The organism is Sorangium sp. So ce128, assembly GCF_051525245.1.
Taxonomy (GTDB): Bacteria; Myxococcota_A; Polyangia; order Polyangiales; family Polyangiaceae; genus Sorangium; species Sorangium cellulosum_B.
Genome location: NZ_CP150313.1, coordinates 9,753,407 through 9,774,183, shown reverse-complemented (window position 1 = coordinate 9,774,183; position 20,777 = coordinate 9,753,407). Strand labels below are relative to the sequence as shown.

Here is a 20,777-nt window from a genome sequence, read left to right as displayed (position 1 = left end):
AGCCTCGACGGAGTCGAGATCGAGCGCTGCACACCACGAGATGCCCGCCTCCCGCCCGCGTCGCAAGAACGCCGAGTCCGATCCGCCGCCGGAGCTTTTCGCCGGCAAGTACCGGCTCATCCGGATGCTGGGCAAGGGCGGGATGGGGGAGGTGTGGCTCGCCGAGGAGGGGCCTCCCGACCTCCGGCGCCACGTCGCGCTGAAGCGGCTGGTCCCGAGGCCAGGGCTCGGCGAGAGCGCGAGGGAGTCGTTCTTCGCCGAGGCCCTGGTGATCGCGCGGCTCGATCACCCGAACGTCGTCCGGCTGGTCGAGTTCGGGGAATTCGAGGGCTCCGTGTACCTCGCGCTCGACTACATCGACGGCCCTGCCCTCGATCGCGTGCTCAGGAAGGTGGGCGCGTTCTCGCCGCGCGCCGTGGCCTACATCGGCCGGGAGATGGCGAGGGCGCTCGAGGCGGTGCACAGCCTGTGCGAGGACGAAGGGCAGAGCTACGCGGTCGTCCACCGCGACGTCTCGCCGTCCAACATCCTGATCGGGCGGGACGGCCGCGTCTGCCTGACCGACTTCGGCGTCGCGCGGATACCGGGCCTCGCGGACGAGCAGTCCGAGAGCAGCGTGTTCAAGGGGAAGCTCCCGTACATGCCTCCGGAGCAGGCGCGCGGGGAGCCGTTCGACGGGCGCGCGGACGTGTTCTCCCTGGGGATCACGCTCCTGGAGGCGCTGCTCGGCAGCCGCGTGCGCAAGGCCGAGACGCAGAGGCAGCTGATCATGGGCGTCGCGTCGCTGCCGATCCCTCGCACGCGCGAGCTCCTGCCCGACCTGGGCGCGCGGCTCTCGGCTGCGCTCGACGCGGCGACCGAGTTCTCCATCGAGAAGCGGACCGCCAGCGCGGGCAGGCTGGCCGGCGATCTGGAGCAAGTGCTCCGCGACATGGGCCACGGCGCCGAGGAAGAGGCCCGGAGCGAGCTGAAGGAGCACGTCGAGGCCTGCATCGCGAGGACGGGCTCGCTGAGCGGCGCCGGTCACCGCGCCTCACCGTCACTCCCTCCGGAGAGCGCGCCGAGACAGAGCTCGCCGGGCCTCGGGCGAAAGGCGCCGGCGGTCGCGACCACGTCCGCTGACCGTAGGTCGGTCCGCCCGTCGTCGCCCGATGGACGGCACGGCGTTCCTGCGGCGGGCCGAAGCGACGCCCCGCTCCCTCTCGGCGCCGCGACGGGCTCGCTCTCGGTGCAGTACCTCGATTTCGACGGCCCGGACGATGTTCCGCAGCGCCCGCGCCTGCACGCGATGTCGACCACGCCGGAGGGGGAGCTCCAGCGAGGGCTGGCCGCGGCCCAGGCTGCGAACGGCGTCGCTTCCACGGCGAGCACGCCGCCCGTTGCGGGCAGGCCGTCCGGAGCGAGCACGCCGCCCGTCGCGGGCAGGCCGTCCGGAGCGAGCACGCCGCCCGTCGCGAGCAGGCCGCCTGGAGCGAGCAGGCCGCCGGCAAACAGCGGGCCGATCGCGGTGCCGGCGGTGCACGTCGGCGGGGAGGCGGCGCCTGGTGAGGAGCCCGCGTCCACCGGGCTCAGCGCCGAGCAGCTGCGGCGCAAACGGACGATCTTCTATGCAGGGCTGTTCGTGCTCGGGACGCTGGCGACGATCCGCCTGATCTTCGTTTCCTACTGCTAGCGCAGCTCGGGCGGCGCCTGCGCGCCGCGAGCGTCTGGGCGTCCCCGCCAGGGCTCGGCTCGGAGCCGCCTCTCGTCAGCCGCTCTGGATCGCGCGGAGCACGGCCGCCTCGTTGAGCGCGTGACGGCCGCCCTGGAGCGAGGCGAAGCCCGCGCGGGCGAGCGCGGTGAGCGCGTGCGCGGCGCGCCGGATCTCGACCTGGCTGCGTGAGCCGCCGCGGGCGGCGAGCTCCTCCGCGGTCAGCGCCGCGCCGCGGGCGAGCAGCTTCGCGGCCAGCGCGACGTGCGCCACGGACCGGGGGGATCGGCGCCGCGCGTGGCTCCTCGCGGCGCTCACCATCTGCTTGACGCCGCGCACCTCGAGCATCGTGGCGGCCGGCATCGCGAGATCCCGGAGCGACGGAGAGGCCGGTTTCGCGATGATCTTCACGGCCGCGCCGCCCGACGCCGCGGCGGCGGGGAGCGCGGGCGCCCCCGGGACGCGGTCCATGGGCGCGCCGAGCGCGGGCGCCGCGGGGGCGCGCGGAGCGGCAGCCGCCGGCGCCTGCGCGACCTCGCCATGGCCAACGCGCGCCACGATCTCGCTCTGGATCACCACCTTGACGACGCCGGCCACCTGAAGCGCGGTGCGCAGCCGCTCGGCCTCGGCCTCGGCGGCTCTGCGCGCCTCGTCGGTCCGGGCGAGCTGCTGCTGGAGCCGGCGGATCTCGGCCCGCAGCGCGGCGCTCGGATCCGGGCCTTGCTGGCTCGCGCTCTCGGCCGCGAGCGCCTCGCGCAGCTCGTCGAGGAGCGTGCTCAGCGTGGCGTCCGCGACGCGCGGCACGCCGCCGGGCTCACCGGTCCAGCTCGGCGCCTCGCCGCCGTGGGCGGTGTGGCGGGCGCGCCAGCGCTCGAATCCCCCGGCGGCGGGCAGGAAGAACTCGCCGGCCGGGAGCGCGCGGAACTCCTCGAACGTGTGCCCGTCGACGAGCGCCCTCACCGCGTCGTAGTCGCGCTCGATCTCGAAGCCGCCGATGGCGGGAAAATTCAGCTGGCTCATGAGCTCCTTCGAGACCGCCTGCGTGCGCTGGCTGGCGACGACGAGGAGGACGCCGCGCTTGCGGCCCTGCTTCGCGAACCGGTGCAAGATGTCCGAGGTGAGCGACGCGCCCGATTGAGGCGCGAAGATGTGCACCTCCTCGATCACGACGGCCGCCGGGGCGCGGCGCTCCGAGAGGAGGACCCAGAGCCGCTCGAGGAACGGGAGCGCGGCCTCTTGCTGGGAGCGGCTCGTCGGCTGATCCGACAGATCGACGATGAGGCCGAGCCCTTCGTCGAGCACCCTCGCGAGCGCGATCTCCGCCGCGCGCTCGCCGGAGGGCAGCGGCAGGTCCGCGTGGGCGCCCCCGAGGACGAGGACGCGGAACCGCTCGCGCAGCGTGTAGAGCTCCCCCTCGGGATCGATCGCGACGACAGGGATGCCGGCGGCGAGCAGCTCCTCGCAGAGGACCCCGACGCCGAAGCTCTTGCCCCGGCCGGAGGAGGCCCAGATGCCGACCCGCAGCCCGGTGCGCGCGTAGTCGGAGAGGTCGAGCTCGTAGCCGTCGCAGAGGGAGAGGATGGGGCTCACTGGGTCGCTTCGGGCCGGGGGTAGGATCGGCGCGCTCGTGGTGAACTGTAGGCGAGCGCGCGGACGCGCGGGAGGCGGGGGCAGCATCGCGGCGGAGTCAAAGGCCACAGGGCATGTCGCGCCTCTCTGCGATCGGGCGCGACCCGCGCTACGGGCTCATCCGCGCCGTTCGGCTCGCTGCGGCGTACCTTCCTGCGCCTCATTCGCCTGCCCCCGGCCGAATCCGTACCACACGAACCTGCACCCCGCTTCACGGAGGAACCGAAACCGTCGGATAGGCGACGTGACCAACGCCGACGTCGTCCACGGTAGTCGTCTCGAAGGTCCAGATCCCGCCGGGCGGAACGTCGGCGGCCGCGCTGCTCGTCGCCATGCCGAGCGGTCGTCCGACTCGATTCACCGGGAAGACCGTTATCTTGGGATCGCTCACTGCCACATCGAGTCGGTTCTCGAGCGTGCCCATGTAGGCGCTCCCGGCGCCTCTGCCGACGGTCTTCACCTCGCTGACGTTGACGGCATCGACAGGGACCACGTCCACGGTGAATGCCGGAAACCTATGTTTCAGATACCCGAGCTCCTCGATCACGAGGTCACCTGGGAGATCCGCTGAGCCAGTCATCGCGATCTCGCCCGGGCCGATGCAGGGGATCATCACGCCAGAGCCGTCGTCCAGCCGATAGAGGCGACCGCTGAGCAAGCTGCCGCCCCAGGTTGTCACGAGCTGTTCGGCCTTGTCGATGAAGTAAAACATCAGGCCGGCGTCGCAGGACGGGGTCTCCCCGTCATTTCTGACCGCGGCGTAGAGCTCCGGGCCCGTCGCCCCCTGCACCAGGGTGAAGGCAACCAGCTTGAGCCCAGCCCCTTCCTCGTCCATGTCGGTGCTGGACAAGCCTTCCGGCACGAAATGCAGGCCCTCGCCGGGGTCCCCGCCCAGGCCGCCCCCGCCCGCCTCCGAGCCGCTCGAGCCAGCTCCCGCCTCGCCGCCGCCCCCGCCTCCGCTGCTCGCGGCTCCGCCGACTGGCAGGAGGACTCCACCGCTCCCCGACGAGCCGCCGCTGGCAGTATCCCCGCCGCTGCCGGGTCCGCTCCCGCCGTTGCCCGCCCCATCATCGGGGGGGCTCGCCGAGCATGCGAGAGGGAGGGCAAGAGCGACAGCCCCGATGACGACCAAGGACTTCGATTGCATCGTTGTGCAGAGGGCGCGGGGCAGGGAAGCTGGCTTCCGAGGGCTCACGCTAGCGTCACACCGCCTCACGGGCAAGCGCCAACCTGCTGAAGCCTGGAGAGCGAGTATTCAAGTCCACAAGCCCACGACTCCACGACGACGACACCGAGTCTTCATCCGCCGTAGCCCCCGCGTTCTCAGCGGCCGCCGGGCGAATCTCCTCGACGAGCGCCTCGACGCGCCCGGTCGACACCCGCACATCATCGACCCAACGCCTGGTCGAGCGGGGCCGCGCGCCCGCTCTCGCGAAGGCCGCGGAGGAAGGGGAGGCCGCGCCCTCCCATGAACCGCGTCGACGACGTCGCGAGCAGAACCGGCTTTCCGAGCCAGAAGTGACCGCCCCGACCGCAGATGACCCGATTGGCGTGATGGTCCTCACGTCGGGTGATGCGGCGCGTTGCCCACGAATGACACGAGGTTTGGAATGCCATGGTTGCACATTTGGGGACCTACTGGATTCGTGAGACCCGTGCGCCCGCGCAAGAAGCGCCGGCCTCTCGCGGCCGAGCGAGCTCTCGTCGGGCGCTCCTTAACTGCTGCCGATGGGCCGCTCGAGCCCGGCGACAGATGCTCCGTTCCCATTGGCGCTATCCAGCATGGTTGTATCTCGCGGGCGCACTTTTTAGTTTGAGAACTCGCGCGGATGGAGCTCTATCTAGAGGAAGGTTGAATCGCCCGCGCGCCGCCGGCGCGCGCAGGGCTCGACGTCAACGCCGCGCTGCGGCGTGATCGATGGGCACGGCGAGGGACATACCCCGACCGTCGACGGCGTCTCGTGCGGTGTCGTGGTCCACGCGTACTCTCCATTCCGCGGCGCTCGAGCTCAACGGGCCGCCGAGGAGAGCGTTTTTATGGCTCCGATCGCGCCGCCGCGCCGCGTCGCAATGACGCGCTTGGCGGCCCCTGCAGCGGCCCGCGCGCGTCGCTGATCCGCAGCGAACTCGGCGTCCGCGCGCCAAACGGGCAGTTTCTCGAGGTCGAAGAGGGCATCAGGGCGCCGCTCGTACGCCGGCGTTTCACTATCACGTCTCCAGAGGAAGCGGTCGGCCAGACGCGCGTGATCTCCCGGATGGCGACCCTCGGACTGATTCATAACTTTTGATCCGCTCCCATGATCACTTCGGCGCGGACCGGGAATAGTGAGGTCATGCGAACGTTACGGCAACTATCGTACATTGGTACGACAACATTTTTCACCTCATTGACCTTCCTCGCTGGGTGCACCGGCGAGATAGCGCCCGGCGATGGTGAGATCACCGGCGGCGGGGAGACCTCCGGCAGCGGCAGCGGCAGCGGCAGCACCGGTTCGGGGGGCACGGACGAGCCCGACAACGGTCCCCCCGAGAAGTGCATCCCCGGCATCCCGATCACGAGCCAGATCCCCCGGCTGCTGAACCGGCAGTACGACAATACGGTGCGGGATCTCCTTGGCGTCACCAGCGTCGACAGCAAGCTGCCGTCCGAGCAGCTCGTCGACGACTTCGACGGCCCGATGACCCCTGACGCGTGGCGTCTCTATCAAGAGGTTGCCGAGAAGATCGCCAAGGCGGTGATGGCTGGGTCGAACAAGTCCAAGTTCATCAGCTGCGATCCTGCGGCGGCCGGCTGCTTGGAGCAGACCATCAAGACCTTCGGCCGCAAGGCGTTCCGTCGCCCGCTGACCGATCTGGAGGTGGCGCGGTTCCAGAAGCTGGGCCAGATTACGCCGGCAGGGACGCCCGCCGAGGTCGCCGAGGCAACGCTGGTCGGCTTCCTCGTGTCGCCGTCGTTCCTCATGCTCCCCGAGCTGGCGACCGACGCGGATGCGTCGGGTCAGGGCATCAAGCTGTCCAGCTACGAGGTGGCGACGAAGCTTTCGTACTTGCTCTGGGGCTCCGCTCCGGACGAGGTGCTGAGCGCGGCGGCCGACAGCAACGAGCTCCAGACCAAGGAGCAGATTCTGGCCCAGGCGCAGCGCATGATCGCTGTGCGCGAGAAGACCGGGCCGCTCGTGACGGCATTCCACCGCAACTGGGCGCAGATGAACAATGGAAACGCCCACTGGTGGAAGATGGATCACGACACCGAGACGTATCCGTTGTACTCCGACGCCGCCAAGCCCAGCTGGCAGGCAGAGCTCGACGCCTTCTTCGAAGACATCGCGTTCGAGAACGGTTCGTTCGACGACCTCCTCCTCAGCAATGTCGCCTTCGTCAACAAGGACAACGCGGCGATCTATGGGCTCGATCCTGCGAGCTACGGCACCGAGCTGACCAAGGTGGAGCTGGACGCCAACCAGCGGCCGGGCTTCCTGACGCGCGTCGGGTTCTTGAGCTCCTACGCGGGCTACGACGCCACGAGCCCGATCCTGCGAGGCGCGTTCATCTCGGTGTACCTGCTCGGCGTCAATCCGGGGCCGCCCATCCCCGGCGCCACCATGCAGACCGTTCAGGGCGAGTTCGCAACGCAACGCGCGAGGATCGAAAAGCTGACGGAGCCGGCATCCTGCAAAGGCTGCCACTCGGTCATCAATCCTCCGGGATTCGTGATGGAGAACTTCGACGGCATCGGAAAGTGGCAGACGACCGATCCTCTTGGTGGTGCGATCGACGCAAGCGTCACGACGAACACCATCGACTTCGGCGACGGTAACGTGAAGGAGATCTCCTCTCCGCTGGCGCTCATGCAGGAAATCGCTCAGCTTCAGAAGGCCAAGCAGCTTTACGCTGAGTCGTGGGTCTCCTATGCCTTCGGGCGGGATCCGAACGGGAAAGATAAGTGCGTCGTCGATCAGATCGACATGAAGCTGGCTGAGGGGGGCTACAGCATCCTCAACCTGCTGGCCGATCTCACTCAAGCGGATTCTTTCCGCGTGCGCGTCCGCGAAACGCCGTGAAAGCTGAGGAAACTTGACCATGAGCAAGCAACTGAACCGCAGAATCTTCCTTCGTGGCCTGGGCGGAGCCGCCCTGGCCGCGCCGTTCCTCAGCTCCGTGTGGGAGCGCGACGCAAAGGCCCAGACCGCTTCGGGTGGGAAAGCGTTCATCGTGATGTTCACCCACTACGGGTGCGTCACGAACAAGTGGTTCCCCACGAAGACCCAGGGTGAGCTCACGGCTGCTGACCTCCAGTCGACGAGCCTCGCGGCCCTCGCTCCCTACGCGAAGAAGCTCCTCATGCCGCGCGGCATCCGCTCGATGAACGAGTGGACCTCCAACATGAAGCGCGGACAGGGGAACGACTCCCACACGCAGATCGTGGGGTCGTTCTTCACCTGCCAGCCGGTCACTCCGAACAGCAACGACCCGTTCAGCTTCAACCAGGCGACGAAGTTCAACGCGAAGCCTGTCGGTCCTTCGCTGGATCACATCATGGCCCAGCAGCTCAGCCCGCAGGGCACGCCGTTGCTCATCGCCACGGCTGGCCAGAATGACAACTCTCAGTCGGCGATCTCCTACTCCGCCGCCGAGACCATCTTCAGGGGTCTCAACGCGTCGCAGGCCTTCAGCAGCCTCACGGGCCTGTTCCAGACGGGGCAGCCGATGAATCCGGACACCTACGCGGCGCTCCGCGGCAAGAGCATCCTCGACCTCGTGAAGGACGATCTGCAGACGCTCGAGCGGTTCGACATGAGCCAGGCCGACAAGCGCAAGCTCGCGGCCTGGAAGGAGCTCCTCAACCAGACGGGGACCGTGGTGGCTTCCGCGCAGTGCAGCGAGGAGCTCGGCGCGATGCTCGGCGCGACGTCCGCGAACGCCTCCAAGGCGTCGTCGGGCGGCCTGGGCGTCGACGTCCTCACGACCAAGGTCTCCGGCGATCTGGATGGAGCGGATATCAGCTCGGCCATCGCGGCGCTCGCGGCCGCCTGCAACGCCAACCCCGTCATTTTCCTGAAGTACCCGGGAAATTACAACTTCAAGGGGCTCGGCATCACGATGGAGTCGCACTCCCTGTCGCACCGCCTCGACAACGCCGGCATGACCGGCAGCTGCCTGCCCAACGCGCTCGAGTGGCTCGTCAAGGTGGACACCTATTACGCGCAGAAGTTCGCGAAGCTCGTCGGAATGCTCGACAGCATCCCCCAGGGCAATGGGCAGACGGTCCTCGACACCAGCGTCGCTATCTGGTTCAACGAGATGTCGGACGGCAACGCGCACAACCTCAACAACGCGCCGATCATCCAGGCCGGTAGCGGCGGCGGTTACTTCAAGACCGGTCAGATCATCAACGTTGACCCCGCGTCGACACCGACGAACGGCAACAGCGAGTCGCAGTGCGCCAACGGCAGCGGCCAGGTCAACGGTATCAACCAGGGCACCGGGACCGATCCGAAGGTCGGCAACGCGCCGATCAACAAGTACTTCTGCAACATCATGAACGCCATGGGCGTGAAGGCGGGCGCGGACGGCTTCCCCGCGAAGGGTGGCTCCGCGGAGGTGACCAAGTTCGGCTATTCCGACAAGACGGAAGAGTTCATCGGTGGCAAGGGCGCAGTAGCCGGCGCCTCGATCAAGAATCCGGGCGGGTTCACGGAGCTCAAGGCCTGAGCACTCTCGGCGCCAGGTCCTGAACACCCCGACGAGCTCGGGTCCAAAGACCCCTTCTTACCGAAGGGGTCTTTGCGCTTGTGCACGGTCGGCGACCGCGGGCATCGCGAAGTTGCCGCTCTTCGTGGTGCGCCTCACGGCGCGACTCCGTGCTGTCCAACGATGGCGGGCAGCGATAGGCTGGACATCCCTTCTCATGTTCATGCTGGCGAAGCGTTTCCTCATCCCTGCTGCTGTGCTCGTCCCGCTGGCCTGCTCGAGCGAGGCGAGCGACGGCGCCGGGGTGGGCGGGGACACTGGTGACGAGGCGCTCATCGTCCCCGAAGACCTCACCATCATGGCGCTCCCCGGCGGGAACGGCGTGCTCAACGTGATCGCGCTAACTCTCCGCAAAGGACCGACCAACACCGAGCTCTACGCCGCCTTGAGGAACGACGGGGATACCCCGGCCTGCAGCGCTGCCCTCTCCGTCGAGCTCTACAACAAGGCTCAGCAGTCCCTGGCATCTGGGATCAACGGGTTGCTGACTCAGCATTTCTATCGAGTCACGGATGGCTCGGACGCGATCGCTGCGTGCGTGGGTCCAGGTGACGTGACCATGACCTCGGTGACGGATCTGCCCCCGGACATCGTGATCGAAGATGTGGGATACGTCGTCTACCGGTGCCCCTACTTCGCTCTCGACGTCGTTCCCATCGATGGCCTCAGCGCCAGCGAAGTGAAGGCCGTGACGGGTGGCGCCGGCACGGTGTACACGGGCACGCTCTTCAACGGGCTCGACGTGGCGGTGAGCGATCCCTCTGTCACGGTCTTCTCAGTCAATCGCGTCGGGCGCCCGCTCGGCGTCGCGATCGCCACCGGGACAGTCCAGATTCCGCCGGGTGGCAGCTGGGCCTTCGAGACGAACACCGTGGACATGCCCGGAGCTGATCAAGCGGCATATCCGGCAGGCGCGATGGCAAAGCAGTAGACCATCCGACGGGTCGCTCGGCTGTCCCATGACACGATGCGCCCGTGGGGCGCCGCAACCCGTCGGCGGCTACTCGCCAAGCCCGGCTACTCCTGCGCGCCGTCCGCGATCCATTGCGTGAGCGCTTCGATGTAGTCGGGGGGTATGCACTTGGCATCCCCATCGTTGACGCACTCAAGGGGCATTCGCGGAGTTCCGCCGCACGGCCCCTTCAGGATCTTGATGAGCGCGCTCTCTTCCGGATTCTCGGTGTCGACGAGATCTCCGCAATTCTTGGTTACGTGGGAGCTCACCCTCATGTGGAGCTCTCCGTCGACCATCAAGTTCAGGGGGTTCATATCGTCGTTATGGCAACCTGCCCCGAAGCACGCGTTTTGTATGACGAACTGCAACGTCTCGAACGTCGGTGCTTGCCCGCTGCCGCCGCCGGTCGAGCCGCCGTCGCCACCGGTGCTCGCGCTGGTCGAGCCAGCCCCGCCCGAACCGCCGGACCCGACCGCGCTCGAGGCAGACACACTGGCGCTCGTGCTTCCGGCATCCGTGCCGCCGGCGCCTCCAGCGCCGGTATCGTCAGGGTCGTCGGAGCAGCCTGGAAGCGGTGACAGGATGGCGACGAATGCTGCCGCGATGAAGCTTGAGAATCGAAATTTCATGGTTCACGACGAGGATGGTGAGAGAGAAGGTTTAGCTCTCGTTCCCGTGGATCGAAGCAAAAGGCTTCGAGCTTCGGATTGCAGAGGCGACGCGCGAGCCACGTCGCCCCCAGGCAAGAGCTGCGCGAGACGTGGAACGTCCTCTTGTGCGGATAGAATGAGCAAACGCCACCCGAAAATCAAGCGGTTCGTGGAGGCCATCCTGGCGTACAGCCATGCTGTACGGGTCGATTGGCACTCGTGCCTTGTGCGCTCAAGCCGGTCTCACGTGCGCTGAGCGCCTCTCGAGACCTCCCGTCACCAGGCAGACGCGGGCGCGTCGCGTCGTTGCTCCTCGTCGCACCATGTCAGCAGGGCTCTTCGCCGCGCCAGGCGTCCCGCCCGAGCTCGGTTGCTTGACCTGGTCCGGCACGATCAACGTCGGGAGGGGCGAGGAGCTCCAAGCGCGATCCGAAAGTCAAGCTCCTCGAAGTGGCCCTCCCATCGTACAGCCATGCTGGACGGGCCGGTCGACATGAAAACCGGCTTGCGCTCAGCGCCAGGGCGCAGCCATCCTGCTCAGCGAGATCCCGCACTCTTTCGACAAGGAACTCCCCGTGACCGCCGCTTCGCTCTTCGAATTGGCAGTGCAGTTTCATCGGGCCGGGCAAGTCGATCGCGCAGAGCTCCTCTATCGCGGCGCGCTCGAGCAAGCGCCCGGGCATGGCGACGCGCTGCTTCTTCTCAGCGTGATCACCGTCCAATCCGGTCGGCTCGCGGAGGCCGCCGCGCTCCTCGAGCGAGCCGTCCGCGTCGCCCCGAACAACGCCCTCTACCTGTCGCATCTCGGCGACGTGTATCGCTGCCTCGGCCGGAGACCCCAGGCGGTCGCCGTGTTGCTCATGGCCGTCGCGCGGAAGCCCGACTTCGCCGAAGCGGTGTTCAACCTTGCTCTCACCTTCGAGGAGCAAGGGGACCTGGACGCGGCGGCGGCGTGCTACGAGCGCGCCCGCGATCTCGAACCTGGGTTATTGCAGGCTGGCGAGCGCCTCGCGAGCCTGAGGGACCAACGGGGTGCGTCTGCCGCCGGGGTCGGTCCGGCGGCGACGCGCAGCCCCGAGTCGAGCTTGAGCGCATCCGATGCCCTGGCGGCCCTCGGCGAGACATTGCGCCTCGGCGGCCGGTCGGACGACGCGGCGGCCTGGTACCGCGTGGCGCTGACGCTCAATCCGCGGATGGCCAACGCGTACACTGCGCTCGGCGCGATTCACGCGGATGCCGGCCGTTTCGACGAAGCGATCGACGATCTGCGTCGAGCGCTCGAGATCGACCGAAACTTCCATGTCGCTCGGGATTATCTCGCCGCCGCGCTCGGCGAGTCGGGGCTCCTCGACGAGTCCCAGGCGATGTACCGCGAAGCGGTCGCCCTGTGTCCCGACGACCCCGCTGCGCACAGCGCTCTTCTCTTCAACATGCCGTTCTGGCCGAACGTCACCGAGGGCGACATCCTCGCCGAGGCGCGCGCGTGGAATGCCCGGCATGCCCGCCCCCTCACCGCGCAGGCTCCCCCTCACAAGACCGATCGCTCGTCCGATCGGCGGCTCCGCATCGGTTACGTGTCACCCGACTTCCGAACGCACGTCCAGTCTCTCTTCACGATCCCACTGTTCCAGAACCATGACCACCGGCAGTTCGAGATCTTCTGCTACTCGAGCACGGACAAGCCGGATAACCTGACGGATCGCATTCGCGGTCATGCCGACGTTTTTCGCGAGGTCGCGGCGCTGGACGACGCTGCCCTGTCCGAGGTCATTCGACGGGATCAGATCGATATCCTGGTCGATCTCACCATGCATATGACTGACCGCCGCGTCCTGGTCTTTGCCCGCCGGCCCGCTCCCCTTCAGGTGTGCTGGCTGGCGTACCCCGGGACGACCGGCCTCGAATCGATGGACTATCGTCTGTCCGATCCCTTCCTCGATCCCCCCGGCGCAAGCACGGACGTCTACACGGAGGAGACCCTTCGGCTCCCCGACTCCTTCTGGTGCTACGACCCGCTCACCGACGTGCCCGACGTGAGCGCTCTCCCCGCTCTCGCGGAGGGGAGGGTCAACTTCGGCTGCCTGAACCACTTCCGGAAGGTGAATGAAGGGGTGCTTCATGTCTGGACGAGGGTGCTGGCCGCGGTGCCCAGATCGCGGCTCACGCTCATGGCGCCTCAGGGAAGGGCGCGGGACCGGGTGCGCTCGATCTTCGAGGAAGGGGGCGTCCAGCTCGATCGGATCGAGTTCGTCGATCGGTGCGGGCGGCTCGACTATCTGCGAAGGTACCGCGAGATCGACATCTGTCTCGATACGTTCCCTTCCAACGGCCACACCACGAGCCTCGACGCGCTGTGGATGGGCGTCCCGGTGGTGACCCTCGCAGGTGAAACCGTGGTCGGCCGCGCCGGCGTCTGCCAGGCGATGAACCTGGGTCTGCCGGAGCTCATCGCGTCGACGCCGGAAGACTACGTTCGGGTCGCCAGCTCGCTCGCCGAGGACCTCGAGCACCTCGGCGAGCTTCGCCGAACGCTGCGCGATCGCGTGAAGCAGTCGCCGCTGATGGACGGCCCCCGCTTCGCCCGCAATCTCGAGTCGATCTACCGCGACATCTGGCGCCGTTTCTGCGCTCGAGCCTGAGGCGAGGGGCGCCCGACGAACGCGGCTGGCCGGGCGAAATACAAATACGTTCACGCGCCTGCGGGCATTGTAGGGGTGATGGAGACGCCGCAGGCGCGGGCATTCGGAGGGCGTTCCGAGGGGCAGCCGGGCGTTTGTATCCATTGAGGCGGGAAAAATACGGCCATGACAAAGCGCGTGAACCGAAGAATCTTCCTCCGGGGGCTGGGTGGGGCTTGTGTCGCGGCGCCGTTCCTCGGCTCGCTCGTCGACCGCACCGCGATGGCGCAGCCGGTCACGCCACCGAAGCGGCTGATCGTGATGTACACGCACTATGGCTGCATCACGACGCGGTGGTTCCCGAAGAAGTCGCACGGCCCGCTCACCGCCGCGGACCTCCAGTCGACGACGCTCAAGCACCTGGCGCCTTACGTCGACAAGCTCCTCATGCCCCGAGGCATCCGCGCGATGAACGAGTGGACGGTGAGGATGGATCGGGGGCAGGGGAACGATCGCCACTTGCAGGTGAACGGGTCGTACTTCACTTGCCACCCGGTCACTCCCAACAGCAACGACCCGTTCAGCTTCGATCAAGCGACGAAGTTCAACGCCAGACCGACCGGTCCCTCGCTGGACCACGTCATCGCACGACAGCTCAGCCCGCAAGGCACTCCGCTGCTCTTGAACACGGCTGGTCAGAATGACGGTGCTTTCTCGGCGATCTCCTACTCCGCCGCCGAGACCCCCTTCAAGGGCCTCAACGTGTCACAGGCCTTCAGCAGCCTCACGGGCGTCTTCGAGGCGGGGAAGCCGACGTCTCCGGACACCTACGCGGCGATGCGCGGCAAGAGCATCCTCGACATCGTGAAGGATGATCTGCAGAGGCTCGAGCGGCTCGACATGAGCCGCGCCGACAAGCAGAAGCTCGCAGCCTGGAAGGAACTCCTCAACGCGACAGGAAGCGTGGTGGCTTCTTCGCAGTGCGACACGTCCCTCGCCACGGCGCTCGGCGCGACGCAAGAGAACGTCAACCTGGCGAACACGACCCCGAGCGTCGACGACCGGCTGACGCGGCGAATCTCGGATGGTCTGGACGGAGCGGACCTCTGTTCGAACCTCGCCGTGCTCGCGGCGGCGTGCAACGCGAACCCCGTCATCTTCCTGAAGTACCCCGGGAACTTCCTTTTCCGGGGGCTCGGCCTGGAGTACGAGAGCGCCAGTATCTCGGGTCGCCTGGACAGTGCGAACATGACGGGGACCTGCGTCCCGGGGGTGATCGACATGCTCCTCAAGATCGACGACTACTATGCGAGGAAGTTCGCCCACCTCGTCGAGCAGCTGAACCAGATCGACGAGGGCGACGGGACGCTCCTCGATAACTGCGCGGCCGTCTGGTTCCAGGACGCGTCGGACGGCTGCGCCCGCAACCTCAACAACCTGCCGATCCTCCAGGCTGGCGGCGCCGGCGGCTACTTCAAGACCGGCTGGGCCGTGAACGTCGACGACGGCTCGCCCGATCTCACGACCGGCAACAGCGAGATCACATGTGTCGATGGCACGTCGGACCAGGTCGACGCGATCTCCCAGGAAACGGGGACCGATCCGTCGCTCGCCAACGCGCCGATCAACAAGTACTTCTGCAACTTGATGAACGCCCTCGGGATCAAGGCAGGCACGGATGGTTTCCCGGCACCGGGCGGTTCGGATCCGGTGACACACTTCGGTATGTACGACCGGACGGAAGACTTCATCGGTGGCGGGACCAATCCTCCCACCATCCACGATCCAGGCGAGTTCGCCGCGCTCAGGGCGAACGCCTGAGCGGTCTCGTTCCCGAGCCTGTCGCGCCCTCGAGGGATGAATGCGCCGCGTACGCGGGGTGCTCCGGCTTCGCGCCCGTGACATGTTCTTGTAAAGCCATTCGCGAAGATTCCACCACACGGGCGGCCTCTGCAGCGCGTGCGGGCGCCAGCTCCCCGAGTCGGGGGCTCGCCGGTTGGGCCAGCGTTGGAATCATGCGCAGGGGGATCAGCGCGACGCAGGCCGGGGATAGTCATATTATGCGAACGCTGCGGCAACTAGCGTACATTGGTACGGCAACATTTTTGACGTCATCAACTTTTCTCGCTGGTTGCACTGGCGAGATAGCACCCGGTGAACCTGGGGTCTCCTCCGGTGGCGGGGAGACATCTGGCACCGGTACGGGGGGCGGGCCGGTGGAGCCGGACCCCGGCGACCCGGATGTCTGCACTCCCGGCATCTGGGCGACGTCTCAGGTCCCGCGGCTCTTGAACCGGGAGTACGACGCGGTGGTGAGGGATCTGCTCGGTGTGACGAGCGTGCCGAACGCTCCCACGGGCAACCCGTCCTCGCTCCTCGTGTCCGACTTCGAGGGCAGCATGACGGACATCGCCTGGAACTCCTACCTCGTGGCCGCCGAGAGCATCGCCGCCGAGGTGATGGCTGGGGCGAACAAGTCCAAGTTCATCGCCTGCGATCCGGCGGCGGCCGGGTGCCTCGAGTCGACGATCCGCGATTTCGGCCGCAAGGCCTTCCGCCGCCCGGTGACGGACGAAGAGGTGCAGCGCTACATGCGGTTCAACGCGCTGGAGCCCAAGGGCACGCCCGCGGAGGTCGCCGAGGCCATCCTCTTCGCCATGCTCGCTTCGCCCTCGTTCATCATGGTCCCCGAGCTGACGGACGACACGGAGAATGGCGCCATCAAGCTCTCCAGCCACGAGGTGGCGACGAGGCTCGCGTTCCTGCTCTGGGGCTCCATTCCGGATGACGCCTTGAACACCGCCGCAGACGCGGGTCAGCTCACCACCAGGGAGCAGATCCTCGCGCAGGCGGAGCGGATGGTTCAGGACCGCACCAAGACGGCGCCGATCGTGGCCCTGTTCCATCGTGCTTATGCGGACGTTCGTGAGGGTTCGCACTGGGGACAGGTCGAGCACGACACGACCAAGTTCCCCGACTACTCTCCGGACATCGTCGCTCCGATGCTGGCTGAGATCGACGCCTTCTTCGAGGAGGTGGCGTTCGAGGGGGGGTCGTTCAAGGACATCTTCCTCAGCAACGTCGCTTACGTGAACAAGGACACCGCTCCGATCTACGGGCTCAACGCCGCCGACTATGGCGCGGAGCTGACGCGGGTGGAGCTCGACCCGAACGAGCGGCCGGGGTTCTTGACCCGCGTCGGGTTCCTGAGCTCCTACTCGTCCTTCGGCGCCACGAGCCCGATCCTCCGGGGCGCGTACGTCGCCAACAGGCTGCTCGGGCTCACCCTGAAGCCGACGCCCGGCGCGGACCAGACGCCGCGGCCTCCGGGCCCGTTCTCCACGGAGCGTGAGGCCATCGAGGCGCTGACCTCCCCTGCGGGGTGCGTCGACTGCCACAGCAAGCTCGTCAACCCGCCGGGCTTCGTGCTCGAGAGGTTCGACTCCGTTGGCAAGGTGCAGACGAAGGATCCGCTCGGCGGCGACATCAACGCGACGGGCGACGTCTACTTCAGCGACACCAACACCAAGACGATCACGACTCCCCTCGAGATGATGACCGAGCTCGGTGCTGGTGCGATCGCCAAGCGTCACTATGCCGAGCAGTGGGTCTCCTGGGCCCGCCGGAGGGTGCCGAACACGAACGACGCCTGCACCGTCAACGAGCTCAGCGACAAGCTGTCGAGCGACGGCTACACCATCATCAATTTGCTCACGGATCTTACCCAGGCCGATTCGTTCCGCCTGCGCACCATCTTCGGGAATTGAGAAGGAATACGACCATGATGAAGAACCTTAACCGAAGAGTATTCCTCCGAGGCCTGGGTGGAGCCGTCGTCGCTGCACCTTTCTTGGGCTCTGTTGCCGAGCGTGACGCCGAGGCGCAGTCGGCCGGCGGCGGCGCTCCGAAGCGGCTGATCGTGCTCTTCACGCACTATGGCTGCCTGACGAACCGGTGGTTCCCGAAGAAGTCCCATGGCGAATTGACCGCCGCCGATTACGAGGCGACGACGCTCAAGCACCTCGCGCCCTTTGCAAAGAAGCTCCTGATGCCCCGTGGCATCCGGGGGATGAACGAGTGGAGCTTCGGGCGGACCCACGGCCAGAACAACGACCCCCACGGTCAGGTCATGGGGTCGTATTTCACCTGCTACCCGGTGACGCCCGAGAGCGACAAGTTCAACGCGAAGTCGACCGGGCGATCGCTCGATCACATCGCCGCGGAGCAGGTCAACCCCAACGGCGCCGCTCCCCTCGTGATGCAGATCGGCGGGGTGCGGCAGGACTCGTTCTCCAATTTCTCGTACGACAAGCCCAAGCAGATCTTCCCCGGCATCGGGTCTCCGACGACGATCTACAACAACCTCACGGGCCTCTTCGGTCAGGGCCCCGTGTCGCAGGATACGTACAAGGTGGCCCGCGGCAAGAGCGTGATCGACGTCGTGCGGGAGGACCTGGAGACCCTCGAGAGGGTCAGGATGAGCCAGGCGGACAAGCAGCGGCTCTCCGACTGGAAGGACCTCCTCCACCAGACCACGAACACGGTCAGGGCCCAGTGCAGCGCCGCCCAGGCAGAGGCGCTCGGGCTGACGGCCCAGTCCGTGCAGGCGGCCTCGCAAGGGGGTGGCCTCGGGATCGACCTGTCGAAATCGACGAACGTCATGATGGACCTCGCGGTGCTTTCGGCCATCTGCGACCAGAACCGCGTCATCTTCATGAAGTTCCCCGGGACCCTCACGTTCAAGTGGGACGGCATCAATCATTCGAAGGACTCCCATGGCATCTCCCACCGCGTTGGCGACGCCAACATGGGTGGTGATTGCGTTCCTGGTGTCATCGAGATGATTCAGCAGATCGACGACTGGTACGCGAAGAAGTTCGCTTACCTCGTCGGTCGGCTCGACAGCATCGACGAGGGCGAGGGGAAGCTCCTCGACAACACCGCGACCGTCTGGTTCCAGGAAGACTCCGACGGCAACAGCCACAACCTCAACAACCTGCCGATCCTCCAGGCAGGGAGCTGCGGCGGCTACTTCAAGACGGGTCAGGCGGTGAACGTCGAAGGTGGCAAGGCTGACCTGGCCGTCGGTAACAGCGAGGCTGCCTGCGGGCCGGGCCAGACGAAGCTCGAGTTCGGCGAGATTGATGGCACGGGGACTCCGCCGGATGTCGCCACGCAGCCGATCAACAAATATTTCTGCAACCTGCTGAACGCCATCGGGGTGAAGGCCGGCGCGGACGGCTTCCCGGCGATCGGCGGCTCGGCAGAGGTGACCCACTTCGGCAAGCACGACGACACCAAGCTCTTCGCCAGCGAGAACAATCCAGTGTCCATCAAGGACGCTGGTGAGTTCAAGGCGCTTCGCGCGAACGGCTGATCGTCGCTCGTGCCGGGTCTGCCGGCTTGGGCGAAATGAAAACCAGGCCCCTCCCTCAGGAGGGGCCTTTTGCTTGGCGCTGGGTCGCAGCGACCGCGATGACCTCGTGCCACCAGCACAACGACGCGGAGCTCCGGGGCGGAGCCCGCGTCGTTGTCATCGGCCGCTCACTGCTGCTGCTGCGCGCCGTTGGCGACCCACTGCTCGATCGCGTCGATGTATGTCTGGGGCAGGCACGTGTATTCCGGGCCGGGCTGACCGACGCATCCATTGGGCATGCGGGCGATATCCCCGCAGGGGCCTTTGAGGATCTTGACGAGGGCGCTCTGTTCTGGCTCGCCGGGGGTGACGAGCGGAATGTCTCCGCAAGCCTCGGAGATGTGCGTCGTCAGGGTCGCGTAGAGGGTGTCGTCGTCGAGCAGCCTCGGCTCCGCCTCGCCGTTGTGGCAGCTCGCATCGGAGCAGCCAGCATTCGCGACGACCGCTCTGACCGTTTCAAAGGTCGGGTCGACCGCTGAGCCGCCACCGCCGGTTGCAGCGGAGGTCGAGCTCGAGGCCGTGGCCCCTCCGGCGCCATCCCCGCCCGAGCCCTGCCCGCCGGACCCGGACGTGCTCGAGGTAGTGCTCGTGCCGGCTTCCGAGCTGCCGGTGTCTCCATCATCGGAGCAGCCTGAAAGCGCTGACAGGAGGGTGAAAACCACTGCGGCGGCGAAGTTTGAGAATCGAAGTTTCATGGATCGTGATTAAAGCGGTTAGAGAGAAAAGTATAGCTCTCTCGCCGGTTGAAACAAAGGGAAAGGCTTCGACTCCGTCGGACGTTCGAGGCGAGGCGTGATCGATGAATGGATCTGGTGAAACCGCACTTTTGTGAGCACGTCGCCCGTGGCGCTGGCGGCTCTCGCTCGGTGAAGCGCTGAGCGAGGCCAGGGTGTCCTCCGGCGTGGGCAGGTGCTGCGGGGCGGGTAGGGCGAGCCAATGCGTTTGAAAATCAAGCGGTTTGTGGCGGTTATCGTCGCATACAGGCGTGCTGCACGCGCCGATTGACATTCATGCCTGATGCCCCCAGGCCCGATCTCAACTGTCAAAAATGCTTGCAAATACCGTCGCTTCGGGGCGCTCCGTCGAGCGCCGGAGTCGCGTGCGGCTGCCCAGCGCCATCGGGCACAGCCGAGCAGGTCGAGCATGGCGAGGATGCGATGTGGCCCGGCGCGAGCAGGGTGGGTACCCTTCGCCCATGAGCGATCCCTTCCTCGTGCCCCCCGGTCCGCTCGTCGATGTCGCCTGGCTCGCAGCGCACACGGGCGATCCCCGCGTCCGCGTCGTCGATTGCCGCTGGTACCTCGGCGGTCGCCGCGGCGCCGACGAGTACGCCCGGGGGCACATCCCGGGCGCCGTCCACCTCGACGTCGATGCCGATCTCTCCAGCCCGGCGCACGGCGGACCAGGCCGCCACCCGCTGCCCGACGCGGCGGCGTTCGCGCGCGTCCTCGCCCATATCGGGGTCATCCCCGGCTCGGTGGTCGTCGGCTACGACGACGCCGGGGGCGCCATCGCCGCCCGTCTCTGGTGGCTGCTGCGCTACTTCGGTCATCCAGGCGGGCGCGTGCTCGACGGGGGACTCCAGGCGTGGGCCTCTGCGGGATACCCCCTCTCGACCGCGGCACCCACGATCGCGGAAGCGCCCGCCATGGATCTCGCCCCCGGGGGCGCCCCGGTCGCCGACAAGGCGGCTGTCGACAGGCTGCGCCGCGATTCCGCGGCGGTGATCCTCGATGCCCGCGCCCGCGAGCGCTACGAGGGGCAGACCGAGCCCGTCGATGCCCGGCCGGGCCACATCCCCGGCGCCCGCTCCGCCCCCTTCGCCGAGAACCTCAGCGCCCCCGGGGGCGCCTTCCGCGAGCGGGCGGAGCTCGAGCGGCGCTACCGCGACCTCGGCGCGCTCGATGCAGCCACCGTGGTCTGCTACTGCGGCTCCGGCGTCACCGCCTGCCACGACCTGCTCGCCCTGACGACGCTCGGCCGCGAGGACGCGATCCTCTACGAGGGGTCCTGGAGCGATTGGGCCCGCGACGCCGCCCTGCCCGCGGCCACAGGCCCCGAGCCCTGA

The 20,777-nt window shown here is 67.2% G+C and carries 13 protein-coding genes; 9 read left to right on the top strand and 4 right to left on the bottom strand.

The window, feature by feature from the left end; all coding sequences use genetic code 11:
- Nucleotides 1–40: 40 nt before the first annotated feature.
- Complete coding sequence (locus tag WME82_RS37110) at nt 41–1,672, top strand: serine/threonine protein kinase (protein WP_438039184.1); 1,632 nt, start codon at nt 41–43, stop codon at nt 1,670–1,672.
- A 75-nt stretch (nt 1,673–1,747) separates the two neighbouring features.
- Here the strand turns inward: WME82_RS37110 and WME82_RS37105 are convergent, their stop codons facing one another.
- On the bottom strand, nt 1,748–3,280 hold the full coding sequence (locus WME82_RS37105; protein ID WP_438039183.1) for a helicase HerA domain-containing protein: 1,533 nt from the start codon (nt 3,278–3,280) through the stop codon (nt 1,748–1,750).
- A gap of 250 nt (nt 3,281–3,530) precedes the next feature.
- Nucleotides 3,531–4,154, bottom strand: coding sequence for an FxLYD domain-containing protein (locus WME82_RS37100; protein ID WP_438039182.1), 624 nt, complete (start codon nt 4,152–4,154; stop codon nt 3,531–3,533).
- A gap of 1,552 nt (nt 4,155–5,706) precedes the next feature.
- Here WME82_RS37100 and WME82_RS37095 point away from each other — a divergent pair.
- From WME82_RS37095 to WME82_RS37085, 3 genes are all read left to right on the top strand, one after another.
- Complete coding sequence (locus tag WME82_RS37095) at nt 5,707–7,380, top strand: DUF1592 domain-containing protein (RefSeq protein WP_438039181.1); 1,674 nt, start codon at nt 5,707–5,709, stop codon at nt 7,378–7,380.
- A gap of 19 nt (nt 7,381–7,399) precedes the next feature.
- Nucleotides 7,400–9,031, top strand: coding sequence for a DUF1552 domain-containing protein (locus tag WME82_RS37090; RefSeq protein ID WP_438039180.1), 1,632 nt, complete (start codon nt 7,400–7,402; stop codon nt 9,029–9,031).
- Between the two features lie 196 nt (nt 9,032–9,227).
- Nucleotides 9,228–10,001, top strand: a complete 774-nt coding sequence (locus tag WME82_RS37085; protein WP_438039179.1) for a hypothetical protein — start codon at nt 9,228–9,230, stop codon at nt 9,999–10,001.
- Nucleotides 10,002–10,087: 86 nt separating this feature from the next.
- Here WME82_RS37085 and WME82_RS37080 read toward each other — a convergent pair whose 3' ends face one another.
- Nucleotides 10,088–10,516, bottom strand: a complete 429-nt coding sequence (locus WME82_RS37080; RefSeq protein WP_438039178.1) for a hypothetical protein — start codon at nt 10,514–10,516, stop codon at nt 10,088–10,090.
- A 734-nt stretch (nt 10,517–11,250) separates the two neighbouring features.
- On the opposite strand from WME82_RS37080, the gene WME82_RS37075 reads away from it, so the two are divergent.
- From WME82_RS37075 to WME82_RS37060, 4 genes are all read left to right on the top strand, one after another.
- A complete protein-coding gene (locus WME82_RS37075) occupies nt 11,251–13,314 on the top strand; it encodes an O-linked N-acetylglucosamine transferase family protein (protein WP_438039177.1) in 2,064 nt (687 codons plus the stop codon).
- 177 nt (nt 13,315–13,491) lie between these two features.
- Nucleotides 13,492–15,114: a DUF1552 domain-containing protein gene (locus WME82_RS37070; RefSeq protein ID WP_438039176.1), complete on the top strand. Its 1,623-nt coding sequence runs from the start codon at nt 13,492–13,494 to the stop codon at nt 15,112–15,114.
- 395 nt (nt 15,115–15,509) lie between these two features.
- Entirely contained in the window at nt 15,510–17,060 is a 1,551-nt protein-coding gene (locus WME82_RS37065) for a DUF1592 domain-containing protein (protein WP_438039175.1), read from the top strand.
- A 14-nt stretch (nt 17,061–17,074) separates the two neighbouring features.
- Nucleotides 17,075–18,670: a DUF1552 domain-containing protein gene (locus WME82_RS37060; RefSeq protein WP_437741215.1), complete on the top strand. Its 1,596-nt coding sequence runs from the start codon at nt 17,075–17,077 to the stop codon at nt 18,668–18,670.
- Nucleotides 18,671–18,837: 167 nt separating this feature from the next.
- Here WME82_RS37060 and WME82_RS37055 read toward each other — a convergent pair whose 3' ends face one another.
- On the bottom strand, nt 18,838–19,404 hold the full coding sequence (locus tag WME82_RS37055) for a hypothetical protein (RefSeq protein WP_438039174.1): 567 nt from the start codon (nt 19,402–19,404) through the stop codon (nt 18,838–18,840).
- A gap of 500 nt (nt 19,405–19,904) precedes the next feature.
- On the opposite strand from WME82_RS37055, the gene WME82_RS37050 reads away from it, so the two are divergent.
- The gene (locus WME82_RS37050) at nt 19,905–20,777 is read left to right on the top strand and encodes a sulfurtransferase (protein WP_438039173.1); all 873 of its coding nucleotides are present in this window, start codon (nt 19,905–19,907) and stop codon (nt 20,775–20,777) included.